Genomic DNA, 12,040 nt, shown 5'->3' with positions numbered 1-12,040 from the left:
TCCTAGTGGTGGAATCCCGGATGCTCCTGCTCGACGGGCATTGGCGCGCTCAGGTTTTCCAGGTAGGCGGTTTCGTCCTGGATGTCCTTGAGCAGGCGCCCGGCCAGGTCCATGCTCAGGCCATTGCGGACCACGATCCGCTCGACTGTCAGGTTGCCCAGATTGTCCGGCATCGGGTAGGCGGGGACCAGCCAGCCTTTTGTCCGGAGCCTGTCGGCCAGGTTGTAGAGCGTCCAGCGATCCGTGTGCCCCTCCTTCAGCCGCCAAGCGAAGACCGGGATGTCCGAGCCGTCATTCCACAGCTCGAAGGGACCTATCTCGCTGATGCCGTGGGAGAGATACAGCGCCACGTCCTGGCAGGTCTGCTGGACCTTCTTGTACCCTTCGAAGCCGAGCCGCAGGAACATGTAGAACTGCAGCACAACCTGGGCCCCGGGACGGGAGAAGTTCAGCGCGAAAGTGGGCATGTCCCCGCCAAGGTAGCTGACGTAGAAGATGAGGTCCTCAGGCAGCCACTGGCGCTCCCGCCAGACAACCCAGCCGAGGCCGGGGTAGACCAGGCCGTACTTGTGTCCGGACGTGCTGATGGAATGCACCCGTTCAAGCTGGAAGTCCCATTCCAGCTCCGGCTGGATGAAGGGGGCGATCATGGCGCCGGACGCCCCGTCCACGTGGATGGGAATGTCCAACCCGGTGGAGGCCTGGATTTCATCCAGCTTCGCTGCGACCTGCTTCACCGGCTCATACATGCCCGTGTAGGTGACGCCCATGATCGCGACGACGCCGATGGTGTTCTCGTCAACGTACTTCTCGAGTTCGTAGCCGTCGAGGCACTTGTGCTCCTCGCTGATGGGAACCAGGCGCGCCTCAATATCGAAGTAGTTGCAGAATTTCTCCCAGCAGACCTGCACGGCGGAACTCATGATCAGGTTGGGCTTGTCCGTGGACTTCCCTTCGGCCCGTCGCTTGTGCTGCCAGAGCCGCTTGAAGGCGAGCCCGCCCAGCATGCACGCTTCCGACGAACCGATGGTGGACGTGCCAATGGTGCCCTGCGGGTCCGGCGAGTGCCACAGGCCGGCAAGCATCTTCCAGCAGTACTGCTCAATGGCCGCCGTCTGGGGATACTCGTCCTTGTCGATCATGTTCTTGTCGTAGGTTTCCGCGTACAGCCGGTTCGCGTTGTCGTCCATCCAGGTACCGACGAACGTTGCCAGGTTCAGCCGCGCGTTTCCGTCCAGCATCGTTTCATCGTGCACAATCTGGTAGGCCGTTTTCGGCAGCATGCCGCTTTCCGGAAACTCGTACTTCGGGATTTGGGTGGCTTCGCCTTCGCGGGAGAATATCGGATTGACGCTCAGGAAATCCTGCGGATCGTTCTGCGGCATGGCTTCGACCTCTCGTAAGGAGTGACCAACGTGGCTGCCGGCCGTGGTGAGCGGCGGCGCTTTGAGCCCCACAGGTGCGCGCGTTCGACTATACGCGCGGGCTTTTCACGTTTTCTAGGCATCGCCGGTATTAGGACGCGTGGAGCCCGGAACTGCTCCCAGGCATCCCGAGCTGGGCTGTGGCGGCCGTCTCCGCGGTCCCGCCCGTTGAGGCCCGCGGCGCCCGCGCGTACCCTTCGAAGACCTCATCCATTCCGCAGCAGCCCCGGCCACGCAGTTCGTGCCAAGCACCTCGCCGGGGAGCGGCCCACCGCAGGAGAACGCCCATGGCAAGCCGACGTGACCGCTTCGAACTGCCGGAACCCATGCGCCGGCTCTTTGAAGGCGACTGGGAAGTCCCGGCCTTCCGGGTAGAGGAGTTCCGGGACACCGGAGCCATGGTAGTCCGGGCAGAAATCCCGGGGATCGATCCGGAAAAGGACCTGGATGTCACGGTGTCTGACGGAACGCTGCGAATCCGCGGTGAACGGCGCGAAGAAGCGGCCAACCGGGCGCGGAACGCTTACCGGTCCGAGTTCAAGTACGGCTCATTCAGCCGGGATATTCAGCTGCCGGCCGGTGCCGGCACCGACCAAGTGACGGCGTCCTACCGCGACGGCGTGCTGGAGGTCCGTGTCCCGATCCAGGACGCAGGCAGCACCGGCCGGAAGGTCCCCGTCAGCCACGGCTGACATCACCACCGCGCGCTCCGCCCTGAGGTAGCAGGCACCGGCACCGAGGAGGCCCCGTGTCCCAGCAGAACCGGAGCATTCAGGCACACTCCAGGGCAGACAGGTCACCGCCCTGGCTGGTCACTGCCATCATGGGGCTGGGCGGCATCACGGTGTCCCTCGAAAAGACGGCCGTGGTGCCGCTGCTCCCGGAGTATCCGCGGATCTTCCAGGTGAGCTCCGACGACGTTTCCTGGCTGGTCACTGTAACCCTGCTCAGCGCGGCTGTTGCCACGCCCATCGTCTCCCGGCTGGCGGATATGTTCGGCAAGAAACGGATGCTGATGATCTCCCTTGCCCTGATGGTGGCGGGAGGGTTCATAGCTGCGCTAGGCGGTTCATTCGCCGCAGCCGTGATTGGCCGTGCCCTGCAGGGTTCCGCGGGGGCAGTGATCCCGGTGGGGATCAGCATCCTGCGGGATACGCTGCCCCAGCGGCGCATCGCCGGAGCGGTTTCCCTCATGAGCGCCAGCTTCGGGATCGGCAGCGCCCTGGGACTGCCCATGGCCGGGCTCATCTACCAGAAGCTTGGCTGGGAGGCGACTTTTTGGATCGTCGCCCTGTTCGCCCTGGCAATCCTCGCTGCCGTCTACTTCTTCGTGCCCGAGTCCACCCTGCGCACCGAAGGCCGTTTCGATTACGCGGGGGCACTCCTGCTGTCCGGTGCCATGACGGCGCTGCTGCTGGCCATTTCCAAGGGCGGCGTCTGGGGCTGGACGAGTGACGTCATTCTGGGCCTCTTTGCTGCGTTCACGGTCCTGATAGCGCTTTGGTTCCCGCTGGAACTGCGCAGCGGGCAGCCGCTGGTGGACCTGCGCACCTCCGCCCGCCGGCCCATCCTGGTCGTCAACGCGGCGGCGGTCCTGGTGGGCTTCTCGATGTACGCCAACATGCTGGTCACGACTCAGCAGCTCCAGCTTTCCCGCGTGACCGGGTTCGGGTTCGGACTCAGCGTCCTCGCGGCGGGCCTCACGATGATTCCTTCCGGGGTGGCCATGGTCGCGGCCGCCCCCTTGTCCGCCCGGATCACCAATACGTTCGGCGCGAAGACCACGATGATCACCGGCTGTGCCGTGATGGCCGCGGGGTACCTTGGCCGGACGTTCCTGGTCAGCACGGTAGCCGGAATCCTCACGGGAGCCGTGGTCATCTCGGTGGGGACCGCCATGGCTATGGCTGCCATGCCCACCATCATTATGAGCAACGCTCCGCGGCGGGACACGGCGGCGGCCAACGGGCTCAACACGCTGCTGCGCTCGGTGGGCACCTCCACCTGCAGTGCGGCCGTGGCGACCATCCTGGCATCAATAACCCTCGGCATTGGCGGCCGTGTCTTTCCGGGGCTGGATGCCTTCCGTCTGATCTTCATCCTCGCGGGCCTCGCTGCTGCAGCGGCGACGGCCCTGTGCTTCCTGCTGCCCCGTGCCAGCCGGCACGAGGCGACCCATCCGGACCTGCACTCCGGACGGCCGGGAGCATCCGGAGAGGACATGGCGGGGGACCGGCTGCCGAAGCCGGCGGTCCGCGTGACCGGGGTGCTGCGTGCGCCCGGGGACCGGGGATCGATTGACCGAGGCACGGTGTCTGTCGCCGACGTAGATGGAACTCCCGTTGACTGGGACCGCACGGATGAACACGGCAAGTACACCGTGGCTCTGCCCGGACCGGGACGGTTCGTGTTCGTTGCCGCCCACAGGCGCTGGCTGCCGGTTTCGGAAGTAGTTCAGGTGCGCGAAGCGCCGGCGCCGCAGGAGATCGACATACACTTCGCCAACCGGCTGATGCTCACCGGCCGCGTACGCCGCCACGGTCATCCGGTCACAGGGGCACTGATCCTCCTGGTTCCGGAGTCGGGTGAGTCTCCGGCGTTCTCGGCCGTTTCGGCCCGGGGAGGCAGCTACGAACTGCCGCTGCCGGCCCCGGGCCGTTACGTGCTCAGCGTTACCGACCCGTCAGGGAAAACCCACACCCGACTGGTGGTGCTGCCTTCCCCTGACACCGTCGTGGACGTCGAGCTGTGCGGAGAGCCGCCGTCGACAGCCCTGAAGGTTTAGTCAGGCGGGTGCACCCGCGTATTCCGGGTAATCGGTGTAGCCTTCGGCCCCGTCCGAGTAGAACGTCGAGGGATCCGGCTCGTTCAGGGGCAGGTTGTGCTTCCAGCGCAGGGCAAGGTCCGGGTTCGCAATCGCGGGACGCCCGACGGCGACGGCGTCGCACAGGTCCTGTTCCAGCAGCCCGGCGGCTTCTTCGCGCGTGGTGACGACGGCGAAACCGGTGTTGAGCAGGACCGGGGAGCCAAAGCGGCGGCGCAATTCCTGCACCAGCTCACCTGCCGGATCATTGTGCAGGATGCTCAGGTAGGCGAGTCCGAGCGGCGCGATCTCGTCCACGAGGGCGCCGTAGGCAGCCAGCGTCTCGTCAGCGTCCTTCTCCCACGCATCCTGGATGTTGTGCTCCGGTGAAATGCGCAGTCCCACCCGGTCCGCGCCAATGGCGGCAGCCACGGCGGTGACAACTTCCACCACGAAGCGAGCACGCGCCTGGGGCGAACCGCCGTAGCCGTCGGTGCGCAGGTTGGAAGCCGGACTCATGAATTCGTGCAGCAGGTAACCGTTGGCACCATGGAGTTCAACGCCGTCGAACCCTGCCTGGACGGCAGCAACCGAGGCCCGGACGAAGATGTCCCGCATCCCGTCCAGTTCAAGCTCGCCAAGTTCCCGCGGCTGGGCGTGGGGCAGCTTGCCCGCCGGTGTGCGGATGACGCCGTCAATTGCGACGGCGCTGGGGGCCACTGTCTGGAGCCCGCCGTTGATATCAGGGTGGGAAACCCGTCCGGCGTGCATGACCTGCGCGAAGATCCGGCCACCTTCGGCGTGCACGGCGTCAGTCACCTCGCGCCAGCCGGCGAGCTGTTCGGGGGTGACCAGGCCCGGCTGTCCGGAGAAACCCTGGCCCTCGGGGGAGGGATACGTACCTTCTGAAACAATCAGGCCGAGTGAGGCCCGCTGGCGGTAGTGCTCCGCTACGAGCGGGCCGGGAATGCCTTCCGCGCCGCTGCGGACGCGGGTCAGGGGCGCCATCACCAGGCGGTTGGGCAGCTCAAGGGTGCCAAGGGTCAGGGGAGAAAACAGATTTGTCTGCACGTACTTCCTTTCGGCAGGCAATAGGTATCCACCTGCACATTGGGGGGTACCTGCGGCAACCTTCGCCGCCGGCTCCCTATTCCCGTAAGGCTGCCTAACGGACCTCGCGGATGAGGTTGGTGATGCGGGCGCTTGAGAGCCGGCGCCCTTCATCATCGGTCATGACTACTTCATGCGTGGTGAGCGTGCCGCCCAGATGCACGGCCGTAGCGGTACCCGTGACCAGACCGGAGGAAACCGACCGGTGGTGGGTCGCGCCAACTTCAATGCCGACGGCGTAGCGGCCGGGTCCGGCGTGCAGCGACGCCGCAAAGGAGCCCAGGGTTTCGGCGAGGACAACATGGGCGCCGCCGTGCAGGATGCCCGCCACCTGCTGGTTGCCCTCGACGGGCATGGTGGCAACAATCCGGGAGGGTGACATTTCCAGGAAGCGGATGCCGAGCTTCACCACCAGGGGTCCGACTCCGGATTTACCCAGCCAGGGATGCAGTTCCTCCGGCACTCCGGCGTCGATCAGTTCCTGCAGCATGGGGACTTCGCCCTGCGCGGGGCCGGCCTGGCCCGGCGTGAAAATGTCGCTCATGCCCACTAGGCTTACATCTGTGAGTGAAACTGCCAAACTGGCCTCTGCGCCTGTCTCTGACCCCCTTCCCGAGCCCGCTGATTCCCTGGAGGAAACCACGGAAGCGGAGTCCCGGACCGAGCCGGCCGGAGCGGCACCTGCAGGCAGCCACGCGGTGGACACGGCGCTGGCCCCGGCTGAAGCCGCCCTCGGAAAACCCAACGCTTCCGGCCACAGCCGGCTGCTGGTCATCGACGGGCACTCTATGGCTTTCCGTGCCTTCTACGCCCTGCCGGCAGAGAACTTCTCCACTGACACCGGGCAGCACACCAACGCCGTTTACGGCTTCACGTCCATGCTGATCAACCTGATCAAGAACGAAGAGCCCACCCACATTGCCGTGGCCTTTGACCTGGACACTCCAACGTTCCGCACCGAGGAGTACTCGGAATACAAGGGCGGGCGCAATAAGACGCCAGAGGAATTCCATGGCCAGGTGGACCTGATCATCAAGGTCATGGAGGCCATGAACATCCCCACCATCACGCTGGACGGCTACGAGGCGGATGACATCCTTGCCACCCTGGCGGAGCAGGCAGCCGGCCGGAACTGGGATGTCATGGTGGTTTCCGGAGACCGGGACGCCTTCCAGCTTGTTAATGACCGCGTCACCGTGTTCTACCCGAAGAAGGGCGTCTCCGACCTGCCCCGCATGGACGCGGCTGCAGTGGAGGAAAAGTACCTCGTGCCGCCGGACAAGTACTCGGACCTCGCGGCACTGGTGGGGGAGTCCGCGGACAATCTCCCCGGCGTACCCGGCGTTGGGCCCAAGACCGCCGCGAAGTGGATCAAGGCCTACGGCGGACTGGAAGGCATCCTGGAGCACCTTGATGACATTAAGGGCAAGGTAGGTGATTCCCTCCGCGCGAACATCGAGGGCGTCAAGCGCAACCGCCGGCTGAACCGGCTCCTGCGGGACCTCGAGCTTCCCGTGGACCTGGACGCCATGGCTGCACGCCGGCCGGACCGTGAAGCCATTGAGGAACTCTTCGATGCCCTGCAGTTCAATGCCCTGCGCAAGCGGCTCTTTGACGTGTATGGGGAAGAGGAGGCGCCCGGAGCCCATCCGGAAATGCTGCCCCCCGTGCACACCACCATCACTGCAGCGGACGCGCTGGAGGCATGGTTCAAGGCCACGAACCAGAAGCCGGCGGGGCTCCGGCTCGTGACCGAAGGAGCAGGCGAGGCACGCGAGGCAACCGGCGTCGCCGTGGTCACCGACGACTCGGCGGCTTTCATTCCCCTGACCGAGCTGGACGCCGGGGCGGAGAAGGTCCTGGCGGACTGGGTGGCAGATACGAACGCACCCAAGGTGGTCCACGACTTCAAGGACTCCTACAAGCTGCTGTCCCGCCGCGGGCTCCACCTCGACGGTGAAGTGGACGACCCGGCCATCTCCGGATACCTGATCCAGCCGGACCGGCGTAGCTATGACCTGCCGGACCTGAGCCTGCAGCACCTCAAGCTGTCCCTTGAACCGGCCGCGGGATCCGGAAACCAGCTCGAGCTCACCCTTGAGGGTGAGGACACCGCTGCACCGGCCGTCATGGAGGCCTTTGCTGCCCTGAAGCTGAGTGAGCATTTCTCCGGGCAGCTGGTGGAGCGCGGCGCCAACCAGCTCCTGGGCGGACTCGAACTCCCGCTGGCGGAGGTGCTGGCCGAGATGGAACTGGCAGGCATAGCCGTTTCCACCGAGAAGCTGGACCAGCTGCTGGACGAGTTCGGCCGCACGATCGACCAGGCCAAGACCGAGGCCTTCGAGGTCATCGGCAAGGAGATCAACCTTGGTTCCCCGAAACAGCTGCAGGTGGTGCTTTTCGAGGAGCTGGGCCTGCCGAAGACGAAGAAGATCAAGACCGGATACTCCACCGATGCGGACGCCCTGTCTGACCTGATTGTGAAGACGAACGGACATCCGTTCCTCGCGCACCTTCTGGCCTACCGGGATGCTTCCAAACTCCGCCAGACGGTGGAGGGCCTGCGGAAATCGGTGTCCGACGACGGCCGGATCCACACCACCTACGCCCAGACCGTAGCGGCAACCGGGCGGCTGTCCTCCATCAACCCCAACCTGCAAAACATTCCGATCCGTTCCGAGGAAGGCCGCCGGATCCGTGAGGTCTTTGTGGTGGGCGAGGGCTACGAGACCCTGCTGACCGCCGACTATTCCCAGGTGGAAATGCGCATCATGGCGCACCTGTCGGGAGATGAAAGCCTGATTCAGGCGTTCCGGGACGGGGAAGACCTGCACCGTTTCGTCGGCTCGCATATCTTCGGTGTCCCGCCGGAAGAGGTCACCAGCGCCATGCGGTCCAAGGTCAAGGCCATGTCCTACGGCCTGGTCTACGGCCTGAGCTCCTTCGGCCTGTCCAAGCAGCTCTCGATTCCGGTGGACGAAGCCCGCACCCTGATGCGCGACTACTTCACCCGCTTCGGTGCCGTGCGTGACTACCTGCGCGGCGTCGTCGAGCAGGCCCGCAAGGACGGTTACACCTCCACCATCGAAGGCCGCCGCCGCTACCTGCCGGACCTGGCCAGCACCAACCGGCAGCTGCGCGAGATGTCCGAGCGCGCCGCCTTGAACGCACCCATCCAGGGCTCTGCGGCGGACATTATCAAGAAGGCAATGCTGGGCGTGGACGCCGAACTCAAAAAGCAGGGCCTGAAAACGCGTATGCTTCTGCAGGTCCATGACGAACTTGTCCTGGAAGTCGCGCCGGGGGAGCGGGAGGCCGCAGAGAAGCTGGTCCGCGAACAGATGGCCGGCGCTGCCGATCTCTCCGTGCCCCTGGACGTATCCGTGGGCTGGGGTGCCAGCTGGCATGAGGCAGGCCACTAATACCTACAACCCAGGGGGAACAGATGAGCGGCACTAACACCGGGACCGCCCTGCGCACCGAACGTTTCAGCCCCGGATTTACGGATGCTGACCCAAAGGCTCCGGACGAGCCCACCTCGAACTGGCTCGAGGCCGTCAACCTCGGATTCCACGATGCGCGCTGGGATCCCAAGCACCTGGCCCCGATCGTCCAGGCGTACCAGGCAGACGGGCGGATGCTCACCGGAGTGTATGACGACGCCGCGCCCGAGCACGCCTGGAATCCGAAGGCACCGGTTGCCACGTATGCGTCGATGTCCCACGACCTGAACGCCGGAGCCGGACTCCTGCCGGCGCACCAGGTCACCTCGGTGACGGTGCGGCCCACACACCGCAGGCAGGGGATCCTGACGGGAATGATCACCGGGGATCTGCGCCGCGCGAAGGAGGACGGTTTCGCTGTTGCCTCCCTCTACGCCTCGGAGGCCGTCATCTACGGCCGGTACGGGTTTGGCGCGGCTACGTTGGAAGCCGACATTGAAGTGGACGTCCGCGGCCGGCTGGAGCTGCGGACGGCGCCGTCGGGTGCCACCGCCGTGGCGGACCTGGCCGGGATGGAGAAGCTCGCACCCGAAATCTTCCAGCGCCATCTTGAAGCAACACGCGGGGCTATCGGCCGGCAGGCCGGCTACGCCAAGCGCGCCGCCGGACTCTGGGGAGACCTTCCCGAGGAGCAGAAGGAAGTGCGCGCAGCGGTCCATTACGACGCCGACGGCACGCCGGACGGGTACGTGACCTACCGCTTCCTGCCGTGGGAGACCGAGCCCCACACCCTGAAGGTCCTGGACCTGGTGGCCGTGGACGACACGGCCCGGCTGGAGCTGTGGCGGTACCTCGGGTCTATTGACCTGGTCGAGAAGATCACCGCTTCCGCCCCGGTCAGCGACCCGCTTCCCTGGGCGCTGGCCGACCGGCGGCGCTACCGCATCACGGGTGTCGAGGACGCGCTCTGGCTCCGGGCACTGGATCCTGCCGCGATGCTTCGTGCACGCGGCTTCGAGTCGGACGGGAACCTGGTCATTGGCGTCACTGATCCGCTGGGGCTCGCCGACGGCCGGTGGCTGCTCCAGGTGAGTTCAGGGGCTGCGGTACTGACCGGGCTGGACCGCGAGGAGCCCGAAGGAATCCCCGCGGTGGAAGTTGACGCGACGGCGTTTGCGTCGCTCTACCTGGGCGGCGTGCCTGCTTCGATGCTGGCGGCTTCAGGCGGCATCCGCGGCAGCGTCGAGGCGGTCGAAGCGCTGGGACGGTTGTTCGACGTGGTCCGTGCGCCCTACTGCAGCACGCACTTCTAAGCGGGTACCCGCCCAGGGAATTACGGGCGTTCTTTCCTGGTTGCCATGGACAGGGGAAAAGGACTACCGGAATCCCCGTACGGCTTTGACCTGACTTGGAGGCTCCGGCTAGACTGAACAGGCGCGTCACGCGTGCTGGTTCGGCTTCCACATTTTCCACATTGCTGGAGGCCACCTCCAAGCGCAGGGCGGGCACCAACATTATTTACATTCTGTCCATCTCCGGACAACCAAGCACCGTCTTGAGCCCGAGTCCTCGGGTTGCACGCGAGCCGGTGGGAGCGCATCCGGAATTACAACAACTTCCACATCGGAGTCCCAACTACATGACCATCACCACCACCGAGAAGTCCGGTACCCCGCAGGTCGCCATCAACGACATCGGATCTGCCGAGGACTTCCTCGCCGCCATTGACGCAACGATCAAGTACTTCAACGACGGCGATCTCGTCGAAGGTACCGTCGTCAAGGTTGACCGCGACGAGGTTCTGCTCGACATCGGTTACAAGACCGAGGGTGTCATTCCTTCCCGTGAGCTTTCCATCAAGCACGACGTTGATCCCGGAGACGTAGTCTCCGTTGGCGATCAGGTCGAGGCCCTGGTGCTCACCAAGGAAGACAAAGAAGGCCGTCTGATCCTCTCCAAGAAGCGCGCACAGTACGAGCGTGCCTGGGGCGACATCGAGAAGGTCAAGGAAGAAGACGGCGTCGTCACCGGTACCGTCATCGAGGTTGTCAAGGGTGGTCTTATCCTCGACATCGGGCTGCGCGGCTTCCTGCCCGCATCCCTCGTGGAGATGCGTCGCGTCCGTGACCTGGCTCCGTACATCGGCCAGCAGATCGAAGCCAAGATCATCGAGCTGGACAAGAACCGCAACAACGTGGTCCTGTCCCGCCGTGCATGGCTCGAGCAGACCCAGTCCGAGGTCCGTTCCACCTTCCTCAACAAGCTGGAAAAGGGCCAGGTTCGTCCGGGCGTTGTTTCCTCCATCGTCAACTTCGGTGCATTCGTGGACCTTGGCGGCGTAGACGGTCTCGTCCACGTTTCCGAGCTGTCCTGGAAGCACATCGACCACCCCTCCGAGGTCGTTGAAGTTGGCCAGGAAGTCACCGTTGAGGTTCTGGAAGTTGACCTCGACCGCGAGCGTGTCTCCCTGTCGCTGAAGGCTACGCAGGAAGATCCGTGGCAGACCTTCGCCCGCACCCACGCCCTGGGCCAGGTTGTCCCGGGCAAGGTCACCAAGCTGGTTCCGTTCGGTGCGTTCGTCCGCGTCGAAGACGGCATCGAAGGCCTGGTCCACATCTCCGAGCTGGCTGTCCGCCACGTAGAGCTGGCAGAGCAGGTTGTTTCCGTTGGGGATGAGCTGTTCGTCAAGGTCATCGACATCGACCTCGAGCGCCGCCGCATCTCCCTGTCGCTGAAGCAGGCGAACGAGGGCGTCGACCCCGAAGGCACCGAGTTCGATCCGGCTCTGTACGGCATGGCCGCAGAGTACGACGAAGCCGGCAACTACAAGTACCCCGAAGGCTTCGACCCCGAGTCGAACGAATGGCTCGAGGGCTACGAGACCCAGCGCGCCGCTTGGGAGCAGCAGTACGCTGACGCCCAGGCCCGCTGGGAAGCTCACAAGAAGCAGGTTGCCCAGCACAACTCCGAGGACGTTGCTGCTGCATCCGACTCCGCTGAGTCCAGCTCCACCAGCTACTCCTCCGAGCCTGCTGCATCCGAGTCCGCTGCCGGTACCCTGGCATCCGACGAGGCACTTGCCGCACTGCGCGAGAAGCTGACCGGCAACTAATTTCCTGTTGCTAAGGTGCTAGCTGCCTGAAAGGCGGGTTCCCACTTCGGTGGGAACCCGCCTTTTGTCTTGCCAGGAGGGGGCAGGCGGCTGTTGGTAGGCTGGGTGCGCCGTCACTAGCCAACACGAAGCATCACACCGGGGGAAA

General features: G+C 64.9%; 8 protein-coding genes. 5 read left to right on the top strand and 3 right to left on the bottom strand.

What is annotated here, in order from left to right; all coding sequences use genetic code 11:
- Window positions 1–2: 2 nt before the first annotated feature.
- Window positions 3–1,385, bottom strand: coding sequence for a glutamate decarboxylase (locus tag ACSLGO_RS08540; protein WP_263128931.1), 1,383 nt, complete (start codon window positions 1,383–1,385; stop codon window positions 3–5).
- 326 nt (window positions 1,386–1,711) lie between these two features.
- Between ACSLGO_RS08540 and ACSLGO_RS08535 the strand changes: the two genes are divergently transcribed.
- Both ACSLGO_RS08535 and ACSLGO_RS08530 read left to right on the top strand, forming a co-directional pair.
- Window positions 1,712–2,116 (top strand): Hsp20/alpha crystallin family protein, encoded by a 405-nt coding sequence (locus ACSLGO_RS08535; protein ID WP_263128932.1) that lies wholly within the window; start codon window positions 1,712–1,714, stop codon window positions 2,114–2,116.
- 56 nt (window positions 2,117–2,172) lie between these two features.
- Window positions 2,173–4,209 (top strand): MFS transporter, encoded by a 2,037-nt coding sequence (locus tag ACSLGO_RS08530; protein ID WP_263128933.1) that lies wholly within the window; start codon window positions 2,173–2,175, stop codon window positions 4,207–4,209.
- Here ACSLGO_RS08530 and ACSLGO_RS08525 read toward each other — a convergent pair whose 3' ends face one another.
- Together ACSLGO_RS08525 and ACSLGO_RS08520 are read right to left on the bottom strand one after the other, a co-directional pair.
- A complete protein-coding gene (locus ACSLGO_RS08525; RefSeq protein ID WP_436400917.1) occupies window positions 4,210–5,298 on the bottom strand; it encodes an alkene reductase in 1,089 nt (362 codons plus the stop codon).
- Between the two features lie 94 nt (window positions 5,299–5,392).
- Complete coding sequence (locus ACSLGO_RS08520; protein ID WP_091605088.1) at window positions 5,393–5,881, bottom strand: PaaI family thioesterase; 489 nt, start codon at window positions 5,879–5,881, stop codon at window positions 5,393–5,395.
- Window positions 5,882–6,125: 244 nt separating this feature from the next.
- Between ACSLGO_RS08520 and polA the strand changes: the two genes are divergently transcribed.
- The 3 genes from polA (at window position 6,126) to rpsA (ending at window position 11,892) form a co-directional block, all read left to right on the top strand.
- The gene (polA, locus tag ACSLGO_RS08515) at window positions 6,126–8,759 is read left to right on the top strand and encodes a DNA polymerase I (protein ID WP_386887636.1); all 2,634 of its coding nucleotides are present in this window, start codon (window positions 6,126–6,128) and stop codon (window positions 8,757–8,759) included.
- Window positions 8,760–8,782: 23 nt separating this feature from the next.
- The gene (locus ACSLGO_RS08510) at window positions 8,783–10,093 is read left to right on the top strand and encodes a GNAT family N-acetyltransferase (RefSeq protein ID WP_436400916.1); all 1,311 of its coding nucleotides are present in this window, start codon (window positions 8,783–8,785) and stop codon (window positions 10,091–10,093) included.
- A 326-nt stretch (window positions 10,094–10,419) separates the two neighbouring features.
- Window positions 10,420–11,892 (top strand): 30S ribosomal protein S1, encoded by a 1,473-nt coding sequence (rpsA, locus tag ACSLGO_RS08505; RefSeq protein ID WP_091605081.1) that lies wholly within the window; start codon window positions 10,420–10,422, stop codon window positions 11,890–11,892.
- Window positions 11,893–12,040 lie beyond the last annotated feature (148 nt).

Origin of the sequence: Arthrobacter sp. IK3, from assembly GCF_051337705.1 — a bacterium.
Lineage (GTDB): Bacteria > Actinomycetota > Actinomycetes > Actinomycetales > Micrococcaceae > Arthrobacter_B > Arthrobacter_B koreensis.
This window is presented reverse-complemented; position numbering and strand designations above follow the sequence as displayed.

What these genes read in the sequence shown, in the direction of transcription:
- ACSLGO_RS08540 (WP_263128931.1), bottom strand. Translation starts at nt 1,385, where the DNA reads ATGCCGCAGAACGATCCGCAGGATTTCCTGAGCGTCAATCCGATATTC.
- ACSLGO_RS08535 (WP_263128932.1), top strand. Translation starts at nt 1,712, where the DNA reads ATGGCAAGCCGACGTGACCGCTTCGAACTGCCGGAACCCATGCGCCGG.
- ACSLGO_RS08520 (WP_091605088.1), bottom strand. Translation starts at nt 5,881, where the DNA reads ATGAGCGACATTTTCACGCCGGGCCAGGCCGGCCCCGCGCAGGGCGAA.
- polA (WP_386887636.1), top strand. Translation starts at nt 6,126, where the DNA reads ATGGCTTTCCGTGCCTTCTACGCCCTGCCGGCAGAGAACTTCTCCACT.
- ACSLGO_RS08510 (WP_436400916.1), top strand. Translation starts at nt 8,783, where the DNA reads ATGAGCGGCACTAACACCGGGACCGCCCTGCGCACCGAACGTTTCAGC.
- rpsA (WP_091605081.1), top strand. Translation starts at nt 10,420, where the DNA reads ATGACCATCACCACCACCGAGAAGTCCGGTACCCCGCAGGTCGCCATC.